General features: G+C 68.5%; 18 protein-coding genes and 1 pseudogene. 9 read left to right on the top strand and 10 right to left on the bottom strand.

Annotation, left to right across the window (positions count from 1 at the left end; translation table 11 throughout):
• Positions 1-76: 76 nt before the first annotated feature.
• Positions 77-1,414, bottom strand: a complete 1,338-nt coding sequence (locus PSEWESI4_RS13735; protein WP_187671766.1) for a dipeptidase — start codon at positions 1,412-1,414, stop codon at positions 77-79.
• A 500-nt stretch (positions 1,415-1,914) separates the two neighbouring features.
• Between PSEWESI4_RS13735 and pvdP the strand changes: the two genes are divergently transcribed.
• Both pvdP and PSEWESI4_RS13725 read left to right on the top strand, forming a co-directional pair.
• The gene (gene pvdP, locus PSEWESI4_RS13730) at positions 1,915-3,516 is read left to right on the top strand and encodes a pyoverdine maturation tyrosinase PvdP (RefSeq protein ID WP_187671765.1); all 1,602 of its coding nucleotides are present in this window, start codon (positions 1,915-1,917) and stop codon (positions 3,514-3,516) included.
• A gap of 235 nt (positions 3,517-3,751) precedes the next feature.
• Positions 3,752-4,879: a cupin-like domain-containing protein gene (locus PSEWESI4_RS13725; protein WP_187671764.1), complete on the top strand. Its 1,128-nt coding sequence runs from the start codon at positions 3,752-3,754 to the stop codon at positions 4,877-4,879.
• Positions 4,880-5,098: 219 nt separating this feature from the next.
• Here the strand turns inward: PSEWESI4_RS13725 and PSEWESI4_RS13720 are convergent, their stop codons facing one another.
• Both PSEWESI4_RS13720 and PSEWESI4_RS13715 read right to left on the bottom strand, forming a co-directional pair.
• The gene (locus PSEWESI4_RS13720) at positions 5,099-6,754 is read right to left on the bottom strand and encodes a cyclic peptide export ABC transporter (RefSeq protein WP_187671763.1); all 1,656 of its coding nucleotides are present in this window, start codon (positions 6,752-6,754) and stop codon (positions 5,099-5,101) included.
• A 178-nt stretch (positions 6,755-6,932) separates the two neighbouring features.
• On the bottom strand, positions 6,933-7,928 hold the full coding sequence (locus PSEWESI4_RS13715; protein WP_187671762.1) for a FecR family protein: 996 nt from the start codon (positions 7,926-7,928) through the stop codon (positions 6,933-6,935).
• A gap of 187 nt (positions 7,929-8,115) precedes the next feature.
• Between PSEWESI4_RS13715 and PSEWESI4_RS13710 the strand changes: the two genes are divergently transcribed.
• The 4 genes and pseudogenes from PSEWESI4_RS13710 to PSEWESI4_RS13695 form a co-directional block, all read left to right on the top strand.
• Positions 8,116-8,643, top strand: coding sequence for a sigma-70 family RNA polymerase sigma factor (locus PSEWESI4_RS13710; protein ID WP_187671761.1), 528 nt, complete (start codon positions 8,116-8,118; stop codon positions 8,641-8,643).
• Between the two features lie 90 nt (positions 8,644-8,733).
• Entirely contained in the window at positions 8,734-11,043 is a 2,310-nt protein-coding gene (pvdQ, locus tag PSEWESI4_RS13705; protein ID WP_456243216.1) for a bifunctional acylase PvdQ, read from the top strand.
• 360 nt (positions 11,044-11,403) lie between these two features.
• Positions 11,404-12,489, top strand: coding sequence for a hypothetical protein (locus PSEWESI4_RS13700; protein ID WP_187671759.1), 1,086 nt, complete (start codon positions 11,404-11,406; stop codon positions 12,487-12,489).
• 132 nt (positions 12,490-12,621) lie between these two features.
• Positions 12,622-12,765 (top strand): annotated as a pseudogene (locus PSEWESI4_RS13695) (SDR family oxidoreductase); the annotation flags it as partial.
• A gap of 599 nt (positions 12,766-13,364) precedes the next feature.
• Here PSEWESI4_RS13695 and fahA read toward each other — a convergent pair.
• Together fahA and hmgA are read right to left on the bottom strand one after the other, a co-directional pair.
• Complete coding sequence (fahA, locus tag PSEWESI4_RS13690) at positions 13,365-14,669, bottom strand: fumarylacetoacetase (RefSeq protein ID WP_187671758.1); 1,305 nt, start codon at positions 14,667-14,669, stop codon at positions 13,365-13,367.
• Position 14,670: 1 nt separating this feature from the next.
• On the bottom strand, positions 14,671-15,966 hold the full coding sequence (gene hmgA / locus PSEWESI4_RS13685) for a homogentisate 1,2-dioxygenase (protein WP_187671757.1): 1,296 nt from the start codon (positions 15,964-15,966) through the stop codon (positions 14,671-14,673).
• A 101-nt stretch (positions 15,967-16,067) separates the two neighbouring features.
• Between hmgA and PSEWESI4_RS13680 the strand changes: the two genes are divergently transcribed.
• Entirely contained in the window at positions 16,068-16,856 is a 789-nt protein-coding gene (locus PSEWESI4_RS13680; protein WP_187671756.1) for an IclR family transcriptional regulator, read from the top strand.
• 67 nt (positions 16,857-16,923) lie between these two features.
• Here the strand turns inward: PSEWESI4_RS13680 and PSEWESI4_RS13675 are convergent, their stop codons facing one another.
• On the bottom strand, positions 16,924-17,736 hold the full coding sequence (locus PSEWESI4_RS13675) for a class I SAM-dependent methyltransferase (protein WP_187671755.1): 813 nt from the start codon (positions 17,734-17,736) through the stop codon (positions 16,924-16,926).
• A 320-nt stretch (positions 17,737-18,056) separates the two neighbouring features.
• Here PSEWESI4_RS13675 and PSEWESI4_RS13670 point away from each other — a divergent pair, with 320 nt between their 5' ends.
• A complete protein-coding gene (locus PSEWESI4_RS13670; protein ID WP_187671754.1) occupies positions 18,057-18,590 on the top strand; it encodes an OsmC family protein in 534 nt (177 codons plus the stop codon).
• A complete protein-coding gene (locus PSEWESI4_RS13665) occupies positions 18,590-19,561 on the top strand; it encodes an AraC family transcriptional regulator (RefSeq protein ID WP_187671753.1) in 972 nt (323 codons plus the stop codon). Before PSEWESI4_RS13670 ends, PSEWESI4_RS13665 begins: the two co-directional genes overlap by 1 nt.
• Here PSEWESI4_RS13665 and PSEWESI4_RS13660 read toward each other — a convergent pair.
• The 4 genes from PSEWESI4_RS13660 to PSEWESI4_RS13645 all read right to left on the bottom strand — a co-directional run bounded on the left by PSEWESI4_RS13660 (position 19,554) and on the right by PSEWESI4_RS13645 (position 26,250).
• Complete coding sequence (locus PSEWESI4_RS13660; RefSeq protein ID WP_187671752.1) at positions 19,554-22,148, bottom strand: LuxR C-terminal-related transcriptional regulator; 2,595 nt, start codon at positions 22,146-22,148, stop codon at positions 19,554-19,556. The two genes, PSEWESI4_RS13665 and PSEWESI4_RS13660, sit on opposite strands and share 8 nt — an antisense overlap.
• Positions 22,149-22,197: 49 nt before the next feature.
• The gene (locus PSEWESI4_RS13655) at positions 22,198-23,634 is read right to left on the bottom strand and encodes an amidase (RefSeq protein ID WP_187671751.1); all 1,437 of its coding nucleotides are present in this window, start codon (positions 23,632-23,634) and stop codon (positions 22,198-22,200) included.
• A 159-nt stretch (positions 23,635-23,793) separates the two neighbouring features.
• Positions 23,794-25,416 (bottom strand): WS/DGAT/MGAT family O-acyltransferase, encoded by a 1,623-nt coding sequence (locus PSEWESI4_RS13650; protein ID WP_187671750.1) that lies wholly within the window; start codon positions 25,414-25,416, stop codon positions 23,794-23,796.
• Positions 25,417-25,443: 27 nt separating this feature from the next.
• A complete protein-coding gene (locus tag PSEWESI4_RS13645) occupies positions 25,444-26,250 on the bottom strand; it encodes an esterase/lipase family protein (protein ID WP_210768851.1) in 807 nt (268 codons plus the stop codon).

Raw genomic sequence — 26,250 nt, 5'->3', positions numbered from 1 at the left:
TGGTGCCAAGGCGCCTGCATTTCCGGTCCGGCTCGTACTGGAGAACCTGCCCCTGCTCCGGAGACGGACTGCGGGATCATGGTTTTGCCAAGCGTTGTGATTCTTCCCATACCCTCAGGAAATTGCCGCCCCACAACTTGGCGATGTCCGCGTCCGAATAGCCACGCTGGATGAGTTCGGCGGTGACGTTGCGGGTGTCGCCGACGTTCTCCCAGTCGATCAGGCCGCCGCCGTCGTTGAAGTCGGAACTGATGCCGACATGGTCGATGCCGATCTTCTTCACCGCGTAGTCGATGGCATCGCCGAACTCCTTCAGGCCCGCCCGGGGATCGGTTTCGAGGATGGAGTAGAGCTGGCGGGCGTACTCGCCGAACTTCTTCTCCGGCCAGATCGAGAACGCCGGGTCGGCCGGCATGCTGGCCTGGGACAGGTTCGTCACGTCCGGCAGGCCGAAGCCGGCGCGCATGGCGTTGACCTTGGCGAGGGTGTCCTTCGAGAAGGCGCGCAGGTAGGAGGAGAAGCCGACGATGTGGACCACGCCGCCGGTCTTCTGGACCAGGCGCAGTTCCCGGTCGGTGAGGTTGCGTTGCAGGTCCACCAGCCCGCGCACGCCCGAGTGCGAGGCGATGATCGGGGCGCGGGTCAGTTCGGCGACCTGCTCGAGGGCGGTGCTCGACATCTGCGAAACGTCGATGACCACCCCCAGGTCGTTCAGGCGCTCCACGGCCTGCCGGCCCAACTCGGAGAGACCGCCATGCTCGTCGGGCGAATCGCCGAAGAAGGGCATGGGACGGGATGAATCCGCCCAGGCGTTGTTGCCCACGTAGCTGAAGCCGAAGATGCGCATGCCGCGCGCGGCCCAGTCGTCCAGGCGCGATACGTCGTCGCCCAGCGGGTAGGCGTTGAGCATGCTGATGACGATGGCGAACTTGCCTTCGTGGGCCAGGCGGCGGAAGTCGGCCGGGGTGTAGGCGATGCCGGCGCGCTCCGGGTAGTCCCTGGCGATGCCGGTGATGATCCGGTAGCGGGCTTCCTGCTCGTGCCGCGCGGCTTCGACGAAGCCCGGCGTCGGCCGGTGCGGTCCGTTGGCGCCGGTCCAGAACTCCGGCCAGGCCCAGATGGTGAGCGCCGCGCCGCTCAGGCGGCCGCGCTCGGCCTTGACCAGGTCGAATTGCGTGGGGCCGTCCCGGTCGGCCTCCCGGCCTTCGCTGCCGAAGCGGGGCGAGATATCGATATGGGCGTCGAAGGAGAGAATTCGCTCCTGCAGATCGTTGGCCCGGCGCATGACGTCTGGCGGGTAGGGAGAGGCCAGGCGAATGAACAACCACCAGATCAGCAAGGCGATTGCCGCTACGGCGGCCAATGACAGGATGCTCAGGAGTAGCCATTTCCAGGCGACGCGACGAGTGCTCATGGGGCTCCCAGGGTTGGTGGCGTTCGCCGACCGGGTACCGGTCGATTCGTTGGGAGAACGAGCGGGCGGGAGGAGAATTTAGCGCTGGTCATCCAGCGGTATCGACATGCTCGGTACGCGGCCGGCCTCCCCGGATTTCATCCAAACCACGGGGTTTCAGGTTTGGTCACCCCTCTCCCGTTTACGGGAGAGGGGCCGGGGGAGAGGGTATGGGCCGGCAACGCGAAGCCCGAACGAACCGAACGTAGCCCGGATGCAATCCGGGAGCGGACGTCACGGGCCTCCCCGGATTTCATCCAAGCCACGGGGTTTCAGGTCTAGTCACCCCTCTCCCGTTTACGGGAGAGGGGCCGGGGGAGAGGGCATGGGCCGGCAACGCGAAGCCCGAACGAACCGAACGTAGCCCGGATGCAATCCGGGCTACCGAGGAGGCGTCTCGTGCATAAATTCGGCGCCCCGGCGTTCGTTCTCGCTGGAGTGACTGGAGAACGAGCGAAGGCATGAAGTTTTCTCGGCGAGGGTTCGTAACGGGGTTGGCGGTGGCGGCAGCCCTGCCTGCGGGAATCTATGCCCATCGCAGATGGGAAGCGGCGGAGGCCGCCGAACTGTCGTCCGACGAGCCGGACACCCCTGTCCCGGTATTGCAGAACGCGTTGCTGGCCAACCGGCTGGTCGGGGCGTGGGACGTCCGCTTCCTCGCCGGACGCCAGGACTTCCCCGAAATCCCGGCGGGAGAGCTGCAACTGCTGCTGGACGTCGGCCCCGGCGGCCGGGCATTGCGCGGTTACCTGGGCGCGCCGCCTTTTGCCGGCGAGGGGTTCCAGGTCTTTGGCCAACTGGCCGGCGACAAGGCACCGAACCTGTGCCTGAAGATGGTGGACGGGGCTGGCCGCTCCCTGGAGTGCTCGGCGATCTTCGACGAGGTCTGGGATGTATGGAATGCGGGTGGCAACGCAACGCTGAGCGGCCGCTTGCGCCGGTCGGGAACCCAGGCAGGCCTGTCGGCGCCGGAGGTCACCTTCGTCGCCATCCGCCGGCCATTCGTGCCGGCCTGCGAACGACTGCCCTATGTGCCGGAGCTGGCGGCCTGGCTGACTTCGCCGGGGCACCGCCTGTTCCACCAGTTGTGGCATGCCAGCCGCGATCGCTGGCACCGGCTCGATGACGACCGACGCCAGGCGCTGCGGGCGCTCGGCTGGCAGGCCGGTCCTCTCGGCAAGGAGCGCGATGCGCGGGGCAGGCAGCGGCACCGCAACGGCTCCGGGGAGGACTTCCTGTTCATGCACCGGCACATGCTGATGCGCGCGCGCTCCATGCAGGACCTGCCCTCCTGGCCGAGCCTGCCGCCGCCCCGGCCATTCATCGGCCACGGGGTGCAGGCGTTCGCGGACTACCTGGCCAACCGCGACGGGTTTTCCGTGCCGCCGGCGTGGGAATCCCAGGGCGACGACGAATTCAACCAGTGGCTGTACTACATCAAGAGCGGCGAAGGCTATTACGGCGATTTCCAGGCGTGGGAAGCCCGGTACCGCGACCCCGAGTACCTCGCCACCTTGTGCCTGGGCGAGTTGGGATCGCGCATCGAACTGGGCATCCACGACTGGCTGCACATGCGCTGGGCCTCGGTGCCGCTCGACCCTGGCAGCGGCCTGCCGATTGCGTATGGCCGGGGCTCCGCCGACTTTTCCGAGCGCTGGTTCCGCCCCGGCAACGATTACCTGGGCGACCCGTTTTCCTCCCACGTCAGCCCGGTGTTCTGGTCCTTCCATGGCTGGATCGACGACCGCATCGAAGACTGGTTCCTGGCCCACGAACAGGCGCATCCCGGCCAGGTGGTGCGCAAGGAGGTCGACGGCGTGCCCTGGTTCGCTCCCGGCCACTGGGTGCGCGTCGCCGAACCCTGGCTGGGCCCGACGCAGGCCGGTTGCGGCGCCTGGGGGCGTGGCAACCGCGACGACGACGGCGAGCTGGATATCGAGACCATGAAGCTCGCGCTGGGCATCGTCTTCACCGGCGAGGATGAGTCCGAGCGCCTGCAAGGACGCGTGCCGCGTCGCCCGTGGTACGGGCGACACCTTGCCCGGGGCGCCTCGCGCGCCTGAGGAGGCCGATGACTCGTGCGACCAAGGGCTGTCATCTCTCCCCCTGTCCCTGATTGCGCGTCGGGCGTGGTGGGAGAGCACGAAGCCCGACGGTACTCACGGATACTCCCCTCTCCCTTCGGGAGAGGGGCCGGGGGTGAGGGCCGGGGTGTCGTTACGAGGCATGGCTTGGCTGGAACCAGAACTGTTCACACGTATTGATGGCACACCCACTAGACCCCAGGAGAACCCGACCATGGATTTACCCGCTGTGTTGTCCAACTTGTTCGCCGGTGCGCAGACGGTGGGGGCCCGAGGGGTCTTCCAGTTCGTCTTCTCCGCGGAAAAGACGATCTGGTCGGAAGTGGCCGAGCAGGTGACCATCCGGCCCGGACGGCATCCGGCCGCCGACGTGACCATCGAGCTCGACGAACAGGACTTCGCCGGGATTCTCCAGGGGACGCGGGACGTCGAGGAACTGTTCGCCAACGGACGGCTGAAGATCGGCGGGCAGATGGGGCTCGCCACCCTGTTGCCGCAGATCATCAATGCGGCTCGCCGGGGCGCCACGCCGCCGAAGCAGGCGCGGGACATGAACCAGCGCTATCCCGCGCCGGAGCGGGCCAGCGACCGGCTTTCGGCGCGCCAGGCAACGCTGCTGGAAGTGGAGCGCCGGCCGCGCGGCGGCCTGTCGGTGGAGGAGTTCCGCCGGCACTACCTGCCGCAGGGGCTCCCGGTGATCATCAGCGACGCCCTGCGCGACTGGCCGCTGTTCAACATGAGCCGCGAGGAGTCGCTGGTGCATTTCGCCGAGCTGCAGGGCATCACCCGGCATGGCGACTACGTCCAGAAGACCTTCTCCACCGAGCGGGATTTTCGTTCCACCTCGATGGCCGAGTTCATCGCCGCCCTGGATCGGGACGTGGAGGAAGGCGTCCCGCCGCCGTACATGGGCAACAATGTCCTGCCTGCCCAACTGCTGGAGCTGATCCGCTTCCCCGACTATTTCGAGTCGTCGCTGTACATCAAGCCGCGTATCTGGATCGGTCCCAAGGGCACGCTGACGCCCCTGCACCGGGACGATACCGACAACCTCTTCGCCCAGGTGTGGGGGCGCAAGTCCTTCATCCTGGCCGCGCCGCATCATCGCGAGGCGCTGGGGACCTGGTCCACTTCGCCCCAGGGCGGCCTGGAAGGCTGCGACGCGAACCCCGACAAACCCGACTACGACAGATTCCCCGGCGCGCGCGAGGTGGTCTTCCTGCGCATCGTGCTGGAGGCGGGCGACCTGCTGTTCCTGCCGGAAGGCTGGTTCCATCAGGTCGAGTCCGTCTCGACCTCGCTGTCCGTCAACTTCTGGGTCAATTCGGGGCGGGGTTGGTGAGTACCGCCCTTGGTAGGGTGCGCCGTGTGCATCGATATGGAGGCAACTCCGGGCGTTCCCGGCAACGCCTTGGATATCCCATGTGAACGGTGCGCACAGCACACCCTACAAGAGCCACCGCATGGCTGGATCGTAGGGTGCGCCGCGCGCACCGATCAGGGGGCCGTGCTGGTCGGCACCGTGCGCATTCCCCTATAAACGGCGCACCCCACAAGCGCCTCAAGCCGGCTGCGGCACGCGTTCGGTCGCCACCTGGCCGGCGCGCATGCGCACCAACTGGTCGGCGATGTCGAAGTAGCGGTCGTCGTGGGAGATGACTATCAGGGTCTTGCCGCGCTGTTTCAGCTCGGGCAGCAACTCGGTGTAGAACACGCGGCGGAAGGTCGGGTCCTGGTCGGCGGCCCATTCGTCGAACACCAGCACCGGGCGGTCGTCCAGCCAGGCGTTGACCAGGGCCAGGCGCTTGCGCTGGCCGGTGGACAGGTCGGTGGTGGTGAAGGCGCCATCGCGGATGCCGACCTTGTGGGCGATGTCCAGGCGCTCCAGGTACTTGAGGGCTTCGCCGGGCAGTTCGGAGTGCCCCTGGAGCAGTTCGTCGAACAGGTAGTAGTCGGCGAACACGGTGGTGAACAGTTGCCGGTAGTCGTCGCGCTGCTCGGCCCGGACGGCCTGGCCATTGAGGCGGATCTCGCCGTGCTGGGGCGCGTAGAGGCCCAGCAGCAGCTTGATCAGGGTGGTCTTGCCGCAGCCGTTCTCGCCGACGATGAAGACGATCTCGCCCTGCCGGATGGTCAGGTCGATGGGGCCCAGGTGGAACGCCTGGCTGCCCTCCGCCTGCGGGTAGTCGTAGCGCACCTGGTGGAGCTCGATGTGCGCCAGGGGCTCCTCCAGCAGCGGGCGGTCGCCGGCCAGCAGGTGCGGCTCCGATGAGGAGAAGCGCCACGACAGCTCGGCGATGCGGCGGAAGGCGACCTCGGCGCGGCTGAGGCCGGGCAGGGTGTTGATCAACTGCTCCAGCGGCCCCTTCATGTACAGCATGACCAGCACGAAGCCGCCCAGTACGGTCCTGTCGGTGGCGGGCCAGAAGGCCTGGAAGGCGATGGCCATGCCGATCACCGCGAAGAACAGCATCGAGCCGAAGGTCTCGGCGCTGACGAAGATGGCGGCGGCGCGGATGTTGGCGCGGCAGATGCGCTCGGTGGTGCCGTGGATCTGCTGGTCCAGCATGTGCAGGCGGCGCTCGCGCTGGATGCGCAGCTCCTTGGCGCCGGCGGAAATGGCCTGGTAGTGCTTCTGCAACTCGTCCTCGCCGTCGCGGGCGGCCTGGATGCTGCGGGTGCCGTAGCGATGCGCCAGGTATTGCGCGCCGCTGCCGACGATCACCGTGATCACCGTGAGCAGCAGGATCTGCCAGGACAGCAGCGCCAGGTAGCTCAGGCAGCCGATGGTCACGGTGAACGAGATCACCATGGGCGCCACGGTCAGGGCGAAGGTGCTGATGGTGCCGACGTCGTTGAGCAGCACCGGGATCAGCCGGTGGGCGCGGTAGCGTTCCAGTTGCTCGATGGGCGCGGCGAGGATCCTGGCCGCCAGTTCCCGGCGCAGGGTGGCGACCACGCGCTGGCCGACGTAGTTGGTCAGCAGGTTCGACAGGGTCGAGCAGGCCAGGGTCAGGACGCACAGGCCGGCGAACAGCAGGGCGAGGCGCGTGCTGGGGCCGCCTTCGGCGTTCATCGCGGTGTTGATGGTGGCCAGCAGCGCGGTGACGCTGAGGCCACCGGCTATTCCCAGGAATGCCGAGAGGACGACCTGTGGCCAGAATGGCTTGAGGATGGTCAGGGTTTCGTGGGCGAGGCTTTCTGCGTTGGGGGTCATGGGGCCTTCTCGGGAGCCGTGGCGGAGGAGTCGAAGGCGGGACGAGAGGGCCCTCGCCTTGAGCTAATGAGACGAGAAGGGCAAGGCGGGATTTAGGGGGGAGAGGTGGGGTTCCAGCAGCCCTGGGTTGTGACGGCACGTGCCTGTAGGAGCGTGGGAAGCTGAATGCCGATTCGGCCTAGAAAAGCTGCTCGTTACCGTTGATGACGGTATTGCCGTCCGCGTTCTGGCTCAGGTAGACCGGCAGTACCTTGGGCAGCGCCTGGACGAGTTGCCCGACGTTGCGGGTGTCGTAGATGCCGCCGATGCGGATGCCGGCGGTGGCCTGGTCGGCCAGCAGGACCGGCTTGTCCAGGTAGCGGTTGATCAGGGGCAGGGCCTCGGCGAGCGTCAGGTCGTCGAGCACCAGCTTGCCCTCGCGCCAGGCCAGGGACCCGGCCTTCGCGGCCGATATGTGCGGCATCTCGTCCTTGCTGCCGTAGCGGGCCTGCATGCCGGGCGACAGGTAGGCGACCTGGTCGACCTCCTGTGCGTCGCTGCGCACCTTGACCGAGCCCTCGGTCAGGGTGACCACCACCTGTTCCTCGTATTTCCACACGTTGAACTGGGTGCCGGTGACGGTGACGCTACCCTTGCCCGCGTACACCACGAAGGGATGGCTGCCATCGTGCTGGACCTCGAAGAAAGCCTCGCCTTCGCTGAGCGTCACGCTGCGGCGGTCGCGGAAATTGCTGAACCACAGCGTGGTGCCCAGGTTCAACTGGACGCGCGAACCATCGGGCAGGGTGGCTTCGCGGAGGTTTTCCCCGGCGTGGTAGCGCTGGATATCGTTGGGCAGCCAGCCCTGTTGCCAGCCCAGCAGGCCGCTCAGCGACAGGAGCAGCGCGGCCGCGACGGCCATGGCGGGCCTGCGCAGGCGGCGCCGGGAAGGCGCTTGCGGAGGCGGGGGAAGACCGTCGGTCGGCATGGCCTGCCTGGGCAGGTGTTCGCTTACCTGCCAGATGTCGAGCATGGCCTGGTATTCGCGGGCGTGGGCCGGGTCGCTCTGCACCCACCGCTCGAATGCCGCGCGCTCTTCGTCCGTGCAGTCTTCCGCATGCAGGCGCATGCACCAGTAGGCCGCTTCATCGATGAGGCTGTCACTTGCAGCGGGGGACGAGGCTTGGCGGGTCATCGGGCTACCGGTCGGGGAAAGAGTGGGGCGGAGCCTCCGAAGAGGGCTTCTATTAAAGATGAGAATTATTATAATTTGGCCGTTTGCCAGTATAGAATGCGGCGCGAGCCGGCTCAAGGCAGTGGGACGGAGAGCCCCGACGGGCGTGCTCCTGGCGAGCGGCGATGAGCTTTAGGTGCGGGGGATCATGGAACAGTACTACCAGCAATTGGTCCGCTACTTGACCTCCCGGTTGAGGGATCGTCATCTGGCGGCGGACGTGGCCCATGATGCCTACGTGCGGGTTCTCGAAGGTGGTCGCGGCGGCGCGGTGGAATACCCGCAGGCCTACCTGTACCGCACGGCGATCAACATCGCCATCGATACCCACCGCCGTGGCGTGGTGCGGCGCAGCGAGTCGCTCGAAGACGTCGAGTTGCAGGCCAAGGACCAGTCCACCCCCCAGGATTCGCTGTACCTGCGCCAGCGCGCCGATCTGGTGGACAGGGCGCTGAGCGAGCTGCCGGAGAATTGCCGCAGGGCGTTCCTGCTGCGCAAGCTGGATGGCATGGCGCACCACGAGATCGCGACGCAGATGGGCATTTCCAAGGACATGGTGGAAAAGCACATCGTCAACGCCATGAAGCACTGCCGCATCCGGGTCAAGGAGATGGAGTACTCCAGGGCCGACCCCGATGACGCGGCGCGCCGCTATTCCGGCCTGCGCCCTCGCTGACCCCTAAATTTCCGGCTTCTCCCCGCGTCTCTCCATGGTTTTCGCGCCGCCTCGCGGCGCGACATTTCCATTGCCGGAACGGGGGTAAGCGTGCACAGGGTTCTTTCCGCAGCCATCGCACTGGTGGCGACAGGTTCCATGATGATGGCGTCGCCGGCCGGCGCACGGGATGTCCGGACCGACTACAAGGCCGAGATCCGCTGGACCTCCTTCGGCATACCGCATATCCGGGCGGCCGACGAGCACGGCCTCGGCTACGGCATCGGTTACGCCTATGCGCGGGACAATCTCTGCCTGCTGGCCGACGAAGTGCTGACCGTGCGGGGCGAGCGGGCCCGGTTCCTGGGGCGGGAAGGGCAGTCCTCGACTGGCCTGGACAACGTGCGCTCGGACTTCTTCTTCCGCTGGCTGAACGCTGACGAGGCCGTTGCCGGTTTCCTGGACAGCCAGCCGCCGGCCATCCGGCAACTGCTGTCCGGCTACGTGGCCGGCTTCAACCACTACCTGGGCGAGGTCGCCACGACGAAGCGCCCGGTCGCCTGCCGCGATGCCGACTGGCTGCGTCCCCTGCAAGAGGAAGACATGGCGCGGCTCGTGCGCCGGCTGCTGGTCGAAGGCGGGATCGGGCAGTTCAGCGAAGCCATGCTGGCCGCCGCCCCGCCGCAAGCTGCGGCGCCGACGCCCACCACGGTCACCTCGCTGAGCCTGGAGCGCCTGCGCGGCTTCGCCCTGGAGCGCGGCAGCAACGCCATCGCCGTGGGCGGGGAGCGCACCGAGAACGGCAAGGGCCGCCTGCTGGCCAACCCGCACTTCCCCTGGTCCGGCGGGCTGCGTTTCTACCAGATGCACCTGACCCTGCCCGGCAAGCTGGACGTGATGGGCGCCGCGCTGCCCGGCCTGCCGGTGGTGAACATCGGTTTCAACCGGCACCTGGCCTGGACCCACACCGTCGATACGTCGAGCCACTTCACCCTGCACCGCCTGGCGCTGGACCCCAAGGACCCCACGCGCTACCTCGTCGACGGACGCAGCCTGCCGTTGCGCAAGACCACGCTGTCCATCGACGTCCGCGAGCCGGACGGGCGCCTGTCGAAGCAGAGCCACGACATCTACGAATCCACCTTCGGCCCGCTGCTGAACTGGCCCGGCATGCTCGACTGGAACCGGCAGCACGCCTATGCCCTGCAAGACGTCAACCTGGGCAACACGCGGGTGTTGCAGCAATGGCTGGCGATGAACCAGGCCAGCGACCTGGACGCCTTCAGCGCGGCGATTCAGGACATCCAGGGGATTCCCTGGGTCAACACCCTGGCCGTGGACGACCGGGGCAGTGCCCTGTACATGAACGCCTCGCTCGTTCCCAACGTGCCGCTGGAGCGGCTGGGCGAGTGCGCCGACCAGGCATTGCTGGGCCAGGGGCTGCCCGGCCTGGACGGCAGCCGTGGCGATTGCGACTGGCAAGTCGATCCCGAGGCGGCGCAGCCTGGCGTGGTTGCCGGCAAACGCCTGCCGGCGCTGCGTCGCGGCGATTTCGTGCAGAACTCGAACGACAGCGCCTGGATGAGCAACCCGGCCACGCCGCTGACCGGCTACTCCCCGCTGGTCAGCCGCGAAGGCCGGCCACTGGGCGCGCGCGCCCGCTACGCCCTGGCCCAGCTCGGCGCGCACGACGGGCAGCCGTTCAGCGAGGACTTCCTGACCCGCCTGGTGACGGACAACCGGGTGTACCTGGCCGATCTGGTCCTGGACGACCTGCTGGCGTTCTGCGCTTCCCGGTCGACGGACCAAGAACTGGCCGGCGGCTGCGCGGCGCTGGCGGCCTGGGACCGGCGCGCGGAACTGGATAGCGGCCTGGGGCTGCTGTACTTCCAGCGTTTCGTGGCGGCGCTCCCGAAACTCGACGCGGTCTGGCTTCATCCCTTCGACCCGCAGGACCCGCTGCATACCCCGCGCGGCATCGCCTGGCAGGACCCGCAGGTCGCCCGGCAGCTCGAACGGGCGTTGCGCAAGGCGGCGAGCGAGGTCGAGGCGGCACGCTGGCCGGAGCGGACCACCTGGGGACAGATCCAGATCGCCAGGCGCGGCAACGTACAGATTCCGATCCCCGGAGGCGATGGACGCATGGGCATCTACAACGCCATCCAGAGCCGGCAGGATGCCGATGGCCGCCTGGAAGTGGTCGGCGGCAGCAGCTACATCCAGTTGGTCAGCTTCGACGAGAAGGGGCCTGTGGCCAAGGGCCTGCTGGCGTTCTCGCAGTCCAGCGAGCCGGCCTCTCCCTACTTCAAGGACCAGACGGAACTGTTCTCGCGCCAGGAATGGCAGACGCTGCCGTTCACCCGCGAGCAGATAGACGCCGATCCGAACCTGCTGATCCTCAGGCTCAGGGATCGCCACTGAGATGCGCCCGAGGCACCAAGCGCTTGATCGCCGAAGCGGTGCCGGCGCAGAAGGTGTACGGCAGTCGAGGCTCGCGCCGCCCGCGTAGGGTGGAAAACCGCAACGCGTTTTCCGCCAGCCTTCGGCCAGCCCCGCTGAGCGGCGAAAGCTCTCCTGGCCTCCGCGCCGCCTATACTCAGCACACCATGGTCGGACGTGCTGGACGTTCCGTTGGAGTGGGGCGGGCAACGCTGCGAGAGCTTGCCGGGAGGAGCTGGGCGGGCCGTCGAGGCCCGTGGAGCGACACCACCTATGAGCGGCGCGAGGGGTTCGGCCGAAACCCGTCCCATGGCGGTCGGGTTGTCGCTGCCGGGGCTTGGAATGTTGATCCTGCGTTTCCTGGGCGTCGTCCTGATGACGACGATGCTGGGGTGCGCCACTGCGGACCGGACCCCGCCACGGCAGATACCGGAAAGCACCTGGCGGCAGGTCGACAACGACATAGTCGCCGCCTCGCAGGCTGCGAAAGAGCAGGCCCAGCGCTCGGCACTCTCCTACATGAACGACTGGATGGACCTCGTCTACCAGCGCACCGATTCCGCTTTCATCCCTTGGTTCACCAGCTACTGGACCCAGCAATGGCTGACCCTGAAAGTGGCCTGGTACAAGATGAGCGCCGAGGGCGAGCTCGACCCGACGGTCGACCGGCTGACCCTCTATCTACAGGAGCAGTACCAGGGACGCGTGCTGCGCCCGGTCTCCAGGGAGATCGATCCGGACCTGATCATGCGCCGGACGACGCAAATCTACGTCGAGGTGCTCGGCGAGCGCCTGCGGCGCATTCCGCCGCGCCATGGTGTCCCGCTGCCGCAGTTCGACCAGCGCCTCCAGGGCATTCCGGCGATCGCGCTGGCACCGCCGGAGGAACACAACGCCTCGCTCTACCAATTGCTGCACGCCAAGCCGCTCGACAGGCTGCCGGCGTATGTGGCGCTGATCGACCGGGTGCGCACCGCCGCCGGCGGCACGGGGGCCAGGTCGTTGGATCCGGATATATCGGCGGTGGCGAAACGGACCAGCGAGCGGCTGGTGACCGAACTCGCCACCAGCGGCGCCGCAAGCGCGGCCTCGATGATGGTCGGACGGGTCGCCGGCATGATGATTTCCCTGGGCGTGTCCGGCTTCACCGCCATGGCCCGCGCGAACGACCGGCAGGAGCTGGCGGCGCAACTTCGCCAACACCTGAACGCCGACTTCGACGACGCATGGCTCGACCTGATGCGCAATCCCGACTCCGGGGTGCTGGCGGGGGCCCACTACCTGTCGGAGCAGATCCAGGGCAGCCTCGCCGGTGGCAGCGCGGCGCCACTCCGCTTCGAACCGCCACCGCGCGTGCCCGATCCGCTGGGCGAGCCTTCGCGGCGGGACGGCATACGCGCCGATGTCGTGCCCACTCCACCGCCGTGATACTCGGAAGCTGCATGGTCATCGGGTTACTCGCTTCGCTCGCCCTTCGGGCCGCCCTGGCGTGCGTTCGGTGCAAGCACCGTCCCGCGTGCGCGGGAATGACGAAGTCAAACAATTAGACAGGAGCCCGTCATGTTCAACCCCGAATACATTCCCGGCCACGGTCTGCTGCGCGGCAAGTTGGTGCTGATCACCGACGCCGCCCAGCGCGCCGCCGAGGAAGGCTGCCGCGCGCTGATGATCAGCGACATCCACACCGGCCGCGCCCAAATCGCCAACAACCCGGCCAAGTATGCGTGGAACCAGGGCGGGGTGAGCATGGGACTGGATCGCTCGGACTTCTTTCTCTGAAGCGAGTCGGCCTAGCGTAGGGTGGATCACGCTTCATCGATCCACCAGCGGAGGTGTGGCCAGCCCCGATGGTGGACATGAAAAGCGATGTCCACCCTACGAAGGTCACGACGCCCGTCCTCGCGCGGGCGTCGTCGCCTCTGATGGGTATCGCGTTGCTCAACCCATCCTGCGGTCCTGAAGCGCCTCGGCGTAGGGTGGATCACGTTTCATCGATCCACCATCGGAGGTGTGGCCAGCCCCGATGGTGGACATGAAAAGCGATGTCCACCCGAAGGTTATGACGCCCGTCCTCGCGCGGGCGTCGTCGCCTCTGATGGGTATCGCGTTGCTCAACCCATCCTACGGTCCTGAAGCGCCTCGGCGTAGGGTGGATCACGCTTCACCGATCCACCATCGGAGCTGTGGCCAGCCCCGATGGTGGACATGAAAAGCGATGTCCACGAAGGTTATGACGCCCGTCCGCTGGCCGTTTCGTTCGTCGCCACTACGAATCGGGGAGCAGCCCCAGGGACGTGGTGTTTTCAGCGGGCCGGCAGGATGGTGCCCCGGCACTCGCCGAAGCCGATGGAGGGATGGCCCTCGCGGAGGCAGCGGGCGCGCAGGATGACCTCGTCGCCGTCGGCGAGGAAGGTGCGTTCCTCGCCGCTGGGCAGCGAGAGCGGCTGCTTGCCGCCGAAGGTGCTCTCCAGCAGGCTGCCGAAGGCTTCCGGCTGCTGCCCGGAGAGGGTGCCGGAGCCGAACAGGTCGCCGGGTTGCAGCTTGCAGCCGCCGACGCTGTGGTGGGCGACCATCTGCGCCACGGTCCAGTACATGTTCAGGGTGTTGCTCAGTGCCAGGCGCATCGGCGGCAGGCCCTGCTCGCGCATGGCGGCGCTTTGCAGCAGCACTTCCAACTGGATGTCGAAGGCGCCGCCGGCCTGGTCGCGGTCGTCCAGCAGGTAGGGCAGCGGCTGTGGATCGCCTTCGGGGCGCGGCGGCTGGGCCTTGCGGAACGGTTCCAGGGCTTCGGCGGTGATCACCCAGGGCGAGACCGTGGTGGCGAAGTTCTTCGCCAGGAACGGGCCGAGCGGCTGGTATTCCCAGGCCTGCACGTCGCGCGCCGACCAGTCGTTGAGCAGGCAGTAGCCGGCCACATGGCGCTCGGCCTCGCCGATGGCGATGGATTCGCCCATGGCGTTGCCCTGGCCGATCCAGATGCCCAGTTCCAGTTCGTAGTCCAGGCGCTTGCTCGGTCCGAAACTCGGCGTTTCCGCGCCCGGCGCCAGGGTCTGGCCGTTGGGACGGCGCACTTCGGTGCCGGAGACCACCACGGTGGAGGCGCGGCCATGGTAGCCGATGGGCACGTGCTTGTAGTTGGGCAGCAGCGGGTTGTCCGGACGGAACAGCCGGCCGACGTTGTTGGCGTGGTGGATGCCGACGTAGAAGTCGGTGTAGTCGCCGATCCGCGCCGGCAGGTGCAGGGTGCAACTGGCCATGGACGGCAGCAGCGCCTGGCCCATGGCTTCGAGGCGCGCCTGTGCCGGGCTGCCTTCGCCGAGCAGTTCCTGCAACTGCTCGCGCAGCGCGCGGCGCGGGCCGGCGCCGAGGGCGAACAGGGCGTTCAGGTCGTCGCCGCTGGCCGCCAGTGCCGCTTCGGCGGCGTCGCCGCTGAACAGGCCGGCATCGCTGGCGGCCTTGAGGTCGAAGATGGCGTCGCCGATGGCCACGCCGCCGCGCGGCGAGGCGCCGGGCGGGCTGAACACGCCCAGCGGCAGGTTCTGCAAGGGGAAGTCGGGGTGGCCGTTGGCGGAAGCGATCCAGCTACGGCGGTTGTCTGCTTGGGTCATGTCAGTTCCTGCCCTTTTCGAAAGTCTTGGCCATGCCGGCCCAACAGGCATCGTAGTCGCTCTGCAACTGCGGGCACTCCAGCGCGTAGCGGGTCGGCCGCAGCACGCTGCAGGTCTCGAACATGAAGGCCATGGTGTTGTCGATCTTGTGCGGCTCGAGGTCGGCGGCGATGGCCTGGGTGGTGGTGGCGTTGTCCGGGCCGTGGGCGCTCATGCAGTTGTGCAGCGAGGCGCCGCCGGGGGCGAAGCCTTCCGCCTTGGCGTCGTAGGCGCCCTGGATCAGGCCCATGAATTCGTTCATCAGGTTGCGGTGGAACCACGGCGGCCGGAAGGTGTTCTCCGCCACCATCCAGCGCGGCGGGAAGATCACGAAGTCGACGTTGGCCTGGCCGTGGGTGGCGCTCGGCGAGGTTAGCACGGTGAAGATCGACGGGTCCGGGTGGTCGTAGCTGACCGTGCCGATGGTGTTGAAGCGGCGCAGGTCGTACTTGCAGGGCACGTTGTTGCCGTGCCAGGCGACCACGTCCAGCGGCGAGTGGTCCAGCTCGGCGGCCCACAGTTCGCCGAGGAACTTCTGCACCAGTTGCACCGGCGCGTCGATGTCCTCGTAGTGGGCGACCGGCGCCAGGAAGTCGCGCGGGTTGGCCAGGCCGTTGCTGCCGATCGGCCCGAGGTCGGGCAGGCGCAGGGCGGCGCCGTGGTTCTCGCAGATATAGCCGCGCGCGCTGTCGTCCAGCAGCTCGACGCGGAACTTCATGCCACGCGGGATCACCGCGATCTCCAGCGGTTCCACGTCCAGCAGGCCCAGCTCGGTGGCCAGGCGCAGGCGGCCCTGCTGGGGAACGATCAGCCATTCGCCGTCGGCGTTGAAGAACACCCGCCGCATCGAGGCGTTGGCGCGGTACAGGTGCACGCTGACGCCGGCAGCCTGCTCGGCATCGGCGGTGGCGGCGAGGGTCAGCAGGCCGTCGATGAAGTCGGTGTGTTCGGCGGGAATCCCGTGCGGGTTCCAGCGCAGCCGGTTGGGGGTGACCGGGCCCAGGCCGCCGCCGGTGATCTGCCGCTCCAGGCGCTGGTAGCGCGGATGGTTGGCCGACGGCTTGATGCGGTACATCCAGGTGCGCCGGGCTTCGGCGCGCGGCACGGTGAAGGCGGTGCCGGAGAGCAGCTCGGTGTACAGGCCGTAGGGCACCTTCTGCGGCGAGTTCTGGCCGACGGGCAGGGCGCCTGGCAGGGCTTCGCTGCTGAACTGGTTGCCGAAGCCGGATTGGTAGGAGAGCGCGGTGGGGGAATTCATGGCGACCTCTTATTTTTTGTAATTGAATTACGAATAACGTAATTTGAATGCCGGAAGGGGTCAAGCTATAACAGCGCCTCCATTGCATTCCGGGACACTCCATGGCCAACCCAAGGGACAACGCAGACGCGCCGAAGCGGCAGAAGGTGCAGGCCGCCGAAGTGGGCACGGACATCCTCAAGGGGCTGGCCGACCTGGCGCCGGCCACCTCGCTGTCGCGCCTCGCCGAGCACGTCGGCATGCCGGCGGCCAAGGTCCACCGCTACCTGCAGGCGCTGATCGCCAGCGGATTCGCCGAGCAGGACGCCGTCACCAATCACTACGCCCTGGGCCCCGAGGCGCTGTTCGTCGGCCTCGCCGCGATCGGCCGGCTCGACGTGGTGCGCGCCGCCACGCCGCATCTGGCGGCGCTGCGCGACTCGCTCAACGAGACCTGCTTCCTCGCCGTGTGGGGCAACAAGGGGCCGACCGTGGTGCACGTCGAACAGCCCCTACGGGCAGTGACCCTGGTGACCCGGGTCGGTTCCGTGCTGCCGCTGCTGGGTTCGTCCACCGGCCTGGTGTTCAACGCCTACCTGGCCGAGGGCGAGACCGCACCGCTGCGCGCCGGGGAGGCGGGCCTGCCCGGCGTGCCCGATGCGGACGAACTGCACCGGCAGATGACGGAAATCCGCGCCAGCGGCCTGCATCACGTGCATGGCCTGCTGATGCCCGGAGTGAACGCCTTGTCGGCGCCGGTGTTCGCGGTCGGCGATCAACTCGCCGGGGTGATCACCGTGGTCGGCGCGGCCAGCGCCTTTTCGGCGGATGTCCACAGCGAAGCGGCCGGTCGGGTGCTGGAGACCGCCCAGGCGATCACTGCGCGGATGGCGGGGAGGCGGCCTGCCTGATTTTCAGGGGCCCCGTGAACTACTCTCGGAACACCCCTGGAGCGCCAGACGCTCCAGGGGGTGCGCTTCAGCGCCGAGTGACGACCACTTCGAGGTACTCGCTGGGCACCACCAGCGACTCCGGTCCGGCCCGGTTGAGACTGTTCGTCAGGTCGACCAGATCGTGCTCCAGTGCCACGGCACTTTCGCTCGGCAGGGCTGCGAAGGCCTTGTGGACGGGGCCGTACCAGGTGCGGAAGACCTCGATGAAGTGCGCGGCCGAGCGATAGCGGAAGTTGAACAGCCGCCGGGTGATCGCGATGTCGGCGGCATGTTCCCCGAACAGCGATTGCAGGTGCGCCTCGGTGCCCCAGAGCGAAGGCGGTTGCACGCCGGCCGGTGGCGGCAGGTGGCGTCCCAGTGTCTTGAACATCTGGCCGATGAAGCCTTCGGGCGTCCAGTTGGCCAGGCCGATCCGTCCCCCCGGACGGCATACCCGCGCCAGTTCGGCCGCCGCCTGCGCCTGGTCGGGCGCGAACATCACGCCGAAGGTCGACAGCACCGCGTCGAAGCTCTCGTCCGCGAAGGGTAGTTCCTCGGCATCGGCGACCTGGAAGATCACCGGGAGGTGTTCCGCCCGCGTCCGTTCCTCGGCGCGTTCGAGCAGGGCGGCCACGTAGTCGGTCGAGGTCACCCGGCATCCCCGACGCGCGGCGGCGAGTGTGGCATTGCCGTTGCCGGCGGCCACGTCGAGCACTCGTTCATCGCAACGCAGGTCGCACGCCTCGGCCAGCAGTTCCCCGACGAGCTGCAGGGTGGTGCCGATCACGGCATAGTCCCCGCTCGCCCAGGCGGCCATCTGGCGGCTTTTCAGTGCGTTGAAATCGACGGCAGTGTTCATGGTTTCAGGCTCCATGTGTACCGGCAAGCATGCCGGAATGATGATGGCGACCTGTTGCGCGGAATGCCGGCCGTCAGGCCCCGCGCCCGGCGCCTTGGGTTTATGGGCCCGTGACGAAGGCGTCGCGGGCCGCGAGATTGTTGCGTTCGGCCGCGGCGGGCGTCCTGCCTGAGCGTCGGCCATCCTTGCCCGATCGTCCGGGTTTGCCGCCTGACGAACGTCCATTCATCAGGCCGGGCGGTTGCGCATGGCTGTGGCACTGGGCGTGTCGTGTCGACGTGCCACACTTTGCAGATACCCGGCCGACGCGGAGACCAGCCATGGCGAGCGAGGACATTGCGGCAGCATTGCAGCGAGCGGAGTCGGTCTTGCGGCGGCGCCCCGAGGCGGGCCTGCACGACGATGCCCCGGCCACGGCGAGCTGGAGCGGCGGCACGCGGGTGGTCGCCAGTCATGCGAACGGTTCGCGGGTCCTGACCGACCTGCCGACCGAACTGGGTGGCAGCGGCGATCAGGTTACGCCGGGCTGGCTGCTGCGGGCCGGACTTGCCGCGTGTGCCACCACGCGGACCGCCATGGCCGCGGCCTGTGCGGGGATCGAGCTGCAATCGCTCGAGGTGGTGGCCAGCAGCCGCTCGGACATGTGCGGCCTGCTGGGACTTGCGGCCGCCGATGGCGCGACGGTGACCGCCGGGCCGCAGGAGGTGCACCTGCTGGTGAGGATCGCCGCGCCCGGGGTTCCGGCCGAGTGCTTGCGCGCGCTGGTCGAGGAGAGCCAGCGCCTGTCGCCGGTTTCCTGTGCGTTGCAGGAGGCGGTGCCGATCGTTCTGCGCGTCGAGGTCGTCGGTAGCTGATGGATGCCTTGTCGGAAACCCTGCGGGTCGTGCGCCTGGTCGGGGCCATCTTCATCAATGCCCGGTTCACCGCGCCCTGGTGCTATCAATCGCCCCGCGCCGACTCGGTGGCGTCGCTGCTGGAGCCTGGCGCTGAGCGCGTGGTGATCTTCCACCTGATCACCGAAGGCGAGTGCTACGTCGAGCTCGGCAAGGAGCCGTCGGTGCATCTGGTCGCCGGCGACGCCATCATTTTCCCGCTGGGCGACGCGCATCGCATGGCCTCCCAGCCGGGGCTCCCGCCTGCTTCCGGCGCGCGCCTGGACGCCGTGCTGTTGCGCCGGCCGCGCCAGCTCGCCTATGGCGGTGGTGGGCCGACCACGCGCCTGGTGTGCGGCTACCTGGCCTGCGATGCCCGGCTCGCGAAGATGCTGCTGGCCGGGTTGCCGCCGCTGGTGAGGGTCAATGTGCGCGGATCGAGTGCCGGCATCTGGCTGGAGGCGTCGGTGCGCTATGCGCTGGCCGAGGCGCGCTCGCCCCGTCCGGGCGGCGCCGGGGTGCTGGCGAAGCTCGCCGAGGTGTTGTTCATCGAGGTGCTGCGCCTGTACATGAACGAGCAGGGCGAGGGGCGCACCGGCTGGCTGGCGGGGGTGGGCGACCGGATCGTCGGCGCAGCGCTGAACGCGCTGCACAAGGACCCTTCCCACGCCTGGACGCTGGACGAGCTGGCGCGCACCTCGGGTACTTCGCGCTCGGTGCTGGCCGAGCGCTTCCAGAACCTGGTGGGAAGCTCACCCATGCAGTACCTGACACAGTGGCGCATGATGCTGGCCGCCAATCTCCTCTGCCACAGCAACGCCCCGCTGGCGCGCATCGCCGAGGATGTGGGCTACCAGACCGACACGGCGTTCAGCAGGGCCTTCCGTCGCGAATACGGGCTGCCGCCGGCGGCCTGGCGGCGCACCCAGGCCCTGAGGGCGGCCGTCACTTGAGCCAGCCCTCGGCCTTGGCCCGCGCCAGGGCCTGGGTGCGGCGCTCCACGCCGAGCTTGATGTTGATCCGCCGCGCGTGGGTTTTCACCGTGTGCAGGGAGATGTGCAGTTCCTCGGCGATCTGCAGGTTGGAGCAGCCCTGGGCGATCAGTTCCAGCACGGCCTGCTCGCGCTGGCTGAGCGGTGACTCCTGCACCGGGGCGGCCGGCTCCTCGGGTTGCAGGAGCTGGCGCCAGTGCGGCTTGGCCAGTTGCGGCGAGCAGGCCTGCAGCCAGTCGGACTGGCGGCGGTTCAGGGCCTGCAAGGGTTGCAGCAGGTTGAGGTCGCGGCATTCGGCCACGGCCTGCTGCAGGTGGGTGGCGGCGGCATCCGGCTGGCGGCCGAGGTACAGGGCTTCGGCCAGGGCCAGGCGGCATTCGCAGGCCAGGCTGCGCTGGCCGGCCCGGCCGCAGTCTTCCAGCAGCGCCTGCAATTCGTCGATGGCGGCGAGGGGCTGGCCGAGTCGCAGGCTGGCCTGGGCGTGCAGCAGGCGCGCGCGCGGCAGCAGTTCGTAGAAGCCGGCGGGGGCCAGCAACGGGTTGGCCTGCAGGCGCTGGAGCACCGCCTGGCTCACTTCGAGGGCCCTGCGTGGTTCGCCCTGGTGCAGCCAGAGCCGGCCCTGGGCCAGTTGCAGCACTTCGCGGTAGCGCACTTCGGGCACCTGCAGCCGGTGCATCTGCCGTTCGGCCTGTTGCAGCAGGCGCCGGGCATGCTCGAAGTCGGCGTGTTCGCTGGCCAGGTCGATCAGTTCCTGGTAGCCGAACAGCAGGTAGGCGTCTTCGTAGCGCTCGGCTTTTTCCAGCCCGCCGTGCAGGGCCACGTCGGCCTGCCCGTCGATGCCCTGGGCCGCCAGCAGGCTGCCGCGCAGCAGGGTCAGGCGGGCGGTCATCGGGCCTTCCATGCCGGCGTTGCGCAGGTCCTGCAGCATCTGTTCGGCCTGCTCGCGGGCGCGGTTGTGTTCGCCGCGCAGGGCCAGCAGGTGGACGGCCTCGGTGGTGATCAAGGCTTCGAAGCGCAGGTTGCCGTGCTGCCGGGCCAGCCTCAGGCCATCCAGGATGCAGCGTTCGGCGGCTTCCAGGTCGTGCTCGACCATGGCCTGCTGGGCCAGGGCCTGGTTGCACAGGATGCGTTGCGACCAGGCCGCTTCGCACAGTTCGGACATGGCCTCCAGGCAGTGCTGGCGCGCGCTGGCCAGGCCCTGCTGGCGCTCCAGGACGCCGATCACGGCCTGGTACTGGCCGAGCAGCCGCTTCTGGCGGGAGGCGCAGGGCTGCGGCAGGAAGCGCGACATCCCGTCGATGCAGGCCGGCACTTCGTCGAGCCGCGCGCAGATGATCAGCGCCCAGGCTTGCAGGATGATCAGCCGTGGCGTGCTGGTGAACAGGCTGGCCGGCAGTTCGTCGCGCCATTGCAGGAATTGCGTGGCGCTGTGGCCGATCATCATCTGATCCTCGCCGCAGCGTTGCAGGTGGCGGGCCGCCACTTCCGGCTGTCCGGCCCACAGGGCGTGTTCCGCCGCCTCGCGCCCGCCGCCGTGCTCCGCGAACCACTGGCAGGCGCGCGCATGGGCCTGCAGGGGCGGCTTGTAGCCAGGGCGGCGCTTGAGCGCGGTGGCCAATGGGTAGGCCAGGCGGAACCATTCGTCGCCACTGCCCAGGCCGCGCAGGAGCTGGCGTTGCTGCAAGGCCAGCAGGGTCTCGGCGCCGTTTTCGTCCAGCACCTGCTCGCATAGCTCCGCATTGAAGCGCGGCATGTGGGCGAGGATGCCGAGCGCGTTCAGCAGCGGCTCGGGCAGGCCGGACAGCACTTCGCGCTGGATGTAGTCGCGCAGCAGTGGCGAGCCGGAGGCCAGGCGTTGCGACAGGTATTGCGTGTCGCTGTCGAGCAGCAGGCAGATGCCGGCCAGCCAGCCTTCGTTCTGCCGCTGCAGTTGTTCCCGCAGCGTTTCGGGCAGCTCCAGCCCGCGCTGCTGCAACAGTTGCAGCAGCTCCGCGTCGTCCAGGGCCAGTGCCGAGGCGTCCAGCTCCAGCAGGTCGCCTTGCAGCAGCAGGCGCGGCAGGTTCCAGTCCGGGCGCTGCCGCGCGCCGACCCACCAGCGCAGGTGGTGGGGCGAGTGGTCCAGCAGGTGTTCGAGGCAGGCGTCCAGCTCGCTGCTGGCCTGGGGCGGGTAGTCGTCGATGAAGATCCACAGGGGGTGTTCGACGCGGGAGAGCAACTGGCCCATCTCCGCCTGCGTCGTGCCTTCGCCGGGCGCCAGTTGCAGGGCGGTGGCCAGCCGGGTGAGCAGTTCGGCCGGCGCCAGCGGCTGGCCGCGCAGGTCGAGCCATGCCACCCGGGTGCCTGGGGCGGCCTGGCGCGCGCATTCGTTGAGCAGCACGCTCTTGCCGCAACCGGCCGGCGCGCTGAGCAGCGTCAGCCGGCAATCGCTGGCCAGCAGTCGCTGGGCCAGGCGTGGGCGGGCGATATGCGCGGCCGGCAGGCGTGGCAGCCCGGGGGCCGGCTGGCGGGGGATGGCGTTCGAATGCAGAACGCGAACCTTGTTGCTCATGATCTTGACTCCGCGTGGATGCTGTCTCGGACCTGCCATGCGTTGGCGCTCAGAGGATGAGTGGCGGCAGGCGCGATGCCCAGGGGCGGGCGCGTTCCAGTTCGGCGGCCAGCCGGAACAGGCTGGCCTCGTCGCCGAGGCGTGCGGCGAACTGCACGCCGATCGGCAGTCCGGTTGCGTTCCAGTGCAGCGGCACGTTCATCGCCGGCTGGCCGGTGGCGTTGAACACGGCGGTGAAGGCCGCATAGGGGCCGGAGCGGGCGAAATAGTCTTCGAGGGGTTCCCCGGCCTGGTAGGCGATCTCGCCGATGGCCATCGGCGGTTGGGCCATGGTCGGGCTGAGCAGCAGGTCGTGGTCGTCGTGGAGCGCGGCGATCTCCCGGGACATGCGCTGCAGCGTGCGCTGGGCGAGGACGAAGTCGGTTCCCGATACCTGGCCGGCGAGGGATACCACCGCGCGGGTCAGGGGTTCGATGTCGCCTTCGCCGGCCGGGCGGCCGACCATGCCTTCCAGGCTTTTCAGGTGCAGTGCGGCGGAGACCACGAACAGCCTGAAGAAGGCTTCGGCGACGGCCGGCATGTCGCTGACGCGCGGGGCGATGTCGCGGACCTCGTGGCCCAGTTCGCGGCACAGCACGGCGGCGGATTCGACGGCGGCCAGGCAGTCGGCATGCACGGGCTGGCCGCCGAACGGCGCGCGCATCACGCCGATGCGCAGCCGGCTGTGCTGTGCGTCGAGTTCATCGAGGTAGGGGCGCGACTTGAACGGGGCGACGTAGGGCGCGCCGAAGTCGGGCGCCGAGGTGGCGTCGAGCAGCGCCGCGCTGTCGCGTACCGAGATCGAGCAGCAGTGTTCGCCGGGCAGCCCGCCGGTGCCTTCGCCGACCTTGGGGCCGGAAGGGTTGCGGCCACGGCTCGGCTTGAGGCCGAACACGCCGCAGGCCGAGGCGGGGATGCGGATCGAGCCGCCGATGTCGGTGGCGTGGGCCAGGGGCACCAGCCGCGCGGCCACGGCGGCGGCCGCTCCACCGCTGGAGCCGCCGGACGAGTGGTCCAGGCTCCAGGGGTTGCGGCAGGGGCCGAACAGCGCGGGTTCGGTGGTCGGCGTGATGCCGAACTCGGGGGTGTTGCTGCGGCCGACGATCACCAGGCCGGCGGCCTTGTAGCGGCGCACCAGTTCGGTGTCGTGGTCGGCGAGGTTGTCGGCTCCCAGGCGGCAGGCGTAGGTCAGCGGCGCGCCCCGTTCGGCGCCGCTGGAGAGGTCCTTGAGCAGGAACGGCACACCGCGGAACGGCCCCTCGGGCAGCGCTCCCCGCGCCCGTTCGCGGGCCTGCTCGAACTGGCGCGAGACCACGGCGTTGATCCGTGGGTCGAAGCGTTCGATGCGGGCGATCGCCGCGTCGACCAGCTCCAGCGGAGTGATTTCCCGACGCTCGACCAGGCGGGCCTGGGCGGTGGCGTCGAGATGGGCTAGTTCGTCATGCATGCTGCGTCTCCACTGGAGGGTCGATGGCTCCGACCACTTCTTATTTAGTTCAGCATCATTGCGCCGGGTGGGCTTTCAGATTTTTCCTTGCTGGCTCGGCGCGAAAAGGCTCCACACGCGATGTCGGCGGAACGCCCGGGGCACATGGCCCCGGAGCGGTCACAGGGCTTGCTTGGTGCCGCTGGCTGGCTCTTGCTCGAGGCTCGCCTTGCCGGTTGTCGCCGGTGCCGGCTTGGCCTTCGCCTTGGGCGCGGCCTTGGCCGGGCGGCTGGCCTTGGGCAGGGGCGTGGCCTTGACCAGGGGGCTGGCCTTGGGGCGGGGAGCGGCCTTGGCTTTGGCCTTGGCCGGCTCGCTGGGGGCCTCTGCCTGGGCGTTGGCCAGTTCGAGCAGCAGGCGGTGTTCGGCCAGCAGGTGGTCGCCCAGTTCGTTGAGGTCCGGCAGCGCCCGCCGGCAGGCGATCAGGCCGTAGTCCAGGCGCCCGTTGTAGCTGGCCACCGTGACGTTGAGCGCCATGCCGTGGCAGGGAATGGACACCGGGTAGTAGCTGACCACCTTGGCGCCGGCGAAGTAGATCTGCGCGGGGATGCCGGCCACGTTGGAGATCACCAGGTTGGACGGCGGCGGCAGCCAGTCGGCCATGCGCGAGCGGCCGTACATGGAGGCCAGGCCGGAGATCAGCCAGGGCGCGGCGAAGATCGGGAAGTCGTTGGGGATGATCGACTTGAAGTTGTTCAGCGACGCCTTGCGCTGGGTCGCCGCGCTGCTGATCCGGCGCAGGCGTTTCAGTGGGTCGGCCTCGCTGGTGACCAGGTCCATGACCAGCATGCTCACCTGGTTGTTGGCGGTGTCGTCGCCCAGTTCGCGCAGGCTCACCGGCACCGCCGCGCTCATCGAGCGGCCCGGCAGTTCCTCGCTGTCCTTCAGGTAGCGGCGCAGGGCGCCGGAGACCGTGGCCATCACCACGTCGTTGAAGGATACCTCGAGGGCCTTGGCGATCCGCTTGATATCCGCCATCGGCACGGTGCGTCCGGCGAAGCTGCGCTGGTTGGTGATGCTGACGTTGAGCGGGGTGCGCGGCGCCACCAGCCCGCTCGGCTTGAGCAGGAACCAGTTGCGCTTGCCGTCCTCGCCCTTGGCCGGCAGCAGGTGCCTGGCCGCGCGCAGCATGTCGGGCACCATCTTGGCCAGCTTGATGTACTGGCGCCCGGTGTTGAGCACCGCCGCGCCGGCCAGTTCGGCCACGCCCAACTGGTACTGGTTGCGCCGCAGCTTGGGTCGTGGCGGCTTGACCTTGCGTCCGCTGGGCACGCCGTCGAAGATCGCGCGACCCATCTCGATGCCCGCCTGGCCGTCCATGCCGGCGTGGTGCAGCTTGACGAAGAAGGCCACCTCGCGCTCGTTGCGCAGCCCGTCGATGACGTACAGCTCCCACAGCGGCCGGCTGCGATCGAGCAGGCTGGAGTGCAGGCGCGCCACGGTCTGTTCCAGTTGCCGGTTGCTGCCGGGCTTGGGCAGGGTGACGTGGCGGATGTGGTGTTCGAGGTCGATGTCTTCGTCTTCCACCCAGACAGGGTCGGACAGGTCGAAGGGCATGTTGGCCAGCTTGCGTGTGAACACGCTGGCCAGGTGCATGCGTTCGCCGATGAAGGCCTTGACGTCTTCGTAGAAGTCGCCGGCGTAGCCCTCGGGCAGTTCCAGTACGTGGAAAGAGCCTACGTGCAAGGGCATTTCGGCCGACTCGCAGTGCAGGAACATCGCGTCCATTCCGTTCAGGTGGTTCATGGTGCCTCCGGATGCAGACGGGCCGGTTCAGCGCGTGGGGGCGCGGAACGGGTACAGGAGCCGATTCAGGCCGCGCGGACGGAACTGCGTCCAGGCGTCTTCGGGTTGTGCCAGGCGGTCGCCGAGGGCGTACCAGACCAGCGGGTTGACGCCGAGGCCCATGTGGCTGGCGCAGTTGATCTCGATGTTGTCGGTCTGCGGACCGCTGTGTTCGACGCTGCCGCCCCAGCCGACCACGCCGTCGGCGCGGCTGTAGACCGAGGTGGTCGGCACCGGTGGCGGCTCCTCGTGGCGCACGAATTTCTCTTCCACGTGCCGGCGGCTGGCCAGGCGGTAGATTTCCCAGGCGTTGGTGCTGGTTTCCGGGGCGCCGTACAGCGGGCTGCCGAGGGTGATCACCTGGCGTACCCGGTCGGGCTCGGCGCGGGCGAGTTCCCGTGCGTAGAGGCCGCCCAGGCTCCAGCCGATGATGCTGACCTTGCGCCCGGAGCTTTCGTGCAGTTCGCGCAGGCTGGCGAGCAGTTTCTCCGCCACGCCCGGCAGCGGGCCACGGTTGATTCCCAGCTTCCAGCCGTGGGTCTGGTAGCCGCGGTTACGCAGGAAGCGTCGCAGCGGCACGGTGGAGCTGTCGCCGGCCAGCAGTCCGGGCAGTACCAGGACCGCATGCCCGTCGCCACGCGGGACGTTGCGCAGCAGCCAGGGCAGGGCCAGGGGCGTGGCCGCCCATTCCAGCGTGGCGCGGCTCTCCAGGGCGAGCAGCAGTGGCGAGGGGCGGCGTTCGTCCGGCCTGCAGCGGAACGGAGCGACCAGTGATGCGAGCATTGCGGTAGCCAT

This window comes from Zestomonas carbonaria (genome assembly GCF_904061905.1).
Lineage (GTDB): Bacteria > Pseudomonadota > Gammaproteobacteria > Pseudomonadales > Pseudomonadaceae > Aquipseudomonas > Aquipseudomonas carbonaria.
Note: the sequence above shows the minus strand (reverse complement) of the source record. Positions and strands in the feature narration are given on the sequence as shown.

Bases quoted from the DNA above. Each gene is read 5' to 3' on its own strand.
- PSEWESI4_RS13735 (WP_187671766.1), bottom strand. From the start codon at position 1,414: ATGAGCACTCGTCGCGTCGCCTGGAAATGGCTACTCCTGAGCATCCTG.
- pvdP (WP_187671765.1), top strand. From the start codon at position 1,915: ATGAAGTTTTCTCGGCGAGGGTTCGTAACGGGGTTGGCGGTGGCGGCA.
- PSEWESI4_RS13725 (WP_187671764.1), top strand. From the start codon at position 3,752: ATGGATTTACCCGCTGTGTTGTCCAACTTGTTCGCCGGTGCGCAGACG.
- PSEWESI4_RS13720 (WP_187671763.1), bottom strand. From the start codon at position 6,754: ATGACCCCCAACGCAGAAAGCCTCGCCCACGAAACCCTGACCATCCTC.
- PSEWESI4_RS13715 (WP_187671762.1), bottom strand. From the start codon at position 7,928: ATGACCCGCCAAGCCTCGTCCCCCGCTGCAAGTGACAGCCTCATCGAT.
- PSEWESI4_RS13710 (WP_187671761.1), top strand. From the start codon at position 8,116: ATGGAACAGTACTACCAGCAATTGGTCCGCTACTTGACCTCCCGGTTG.
- PSEWESI4_RS13700 (WP_187671759.1), top strand. From the start codon at position 11,404: ATGTTGATCCTGCGTTTCCTGGGCGTCGTCCTGATGACGACGATGCTG.
- fahA (WP_187671758.1), bottom strand. From the start codon at position 14,669: ATGACCCAAGCAGACAACCGCCGTAGCTGGATCGCTTCCGCCAACGGC.
- hmgA (WP_187671757.1), bottom strand. From the start codon at position 15,966: ATGAATTCCCCCACCGCGCTCTCCTACCAATCCGGCTTCGGCAACCAG.
- PSEWESI4_RS13680 (WP_187671756.1), top strand. From the start codon at position 16,068: ATGGCCAACCCAAGGGACAACGCAGACGCGCCGAAGCGGCAGAAGGTG.
- PSEWESI4_RS13675 (WP_187671755.1), bottom strand. From the start codon at position 17,736: ATGAACACTGCCGTCGATTTCAACGCACTGAAAAGCCGCCAGATGGCC.
- PSEWESI4_RS13670 (WP_187671754.1), top strand. From the start codon at position 18,057: ATGGCGAGCGAGGACATTGCGGCAGCATTGCAGCGAGCGGAGTCGGTC.
- PSEWESI4_RS13665 (WP_187671753.1), top strand. From the start codon at position 18,590: ATGGATGCCTTGTCGGAAACCCTGCGGGTCGTGCGCCTGGTCGGGGCC.
- PSEWESI4_RS13660 (WP_187671752.1), bottom strand. From the start codon at position 22,148: ATGAGCAACAAGGTTCGCGTTCTGCATTCGAACGCCATCCCCCGCCAG.
- PSEWESI4_RS13655 (WP_187671751.1), bottom strand. From the start codon at position 23,634: ATGCATGACGAACTAGCCCATCTCGACGCCACCGCCCAGGCCCGCCTG.
- PSEWESI4_RS13650 (WP_187671750.1), bottom strand. From the start codon at position 25,416: ATGAACCACCTGAACGGAATGGACGCGATGTTCCTGCACTGCGAGTCG.
- PSEWESI4_RS13645 (WP_210768851.1), bottom strand. From the start codon at position 26,250: ATGGCTACCGCAATGCTCGCATCACTGGTCGCTCCGTTCCGCTGCAGG.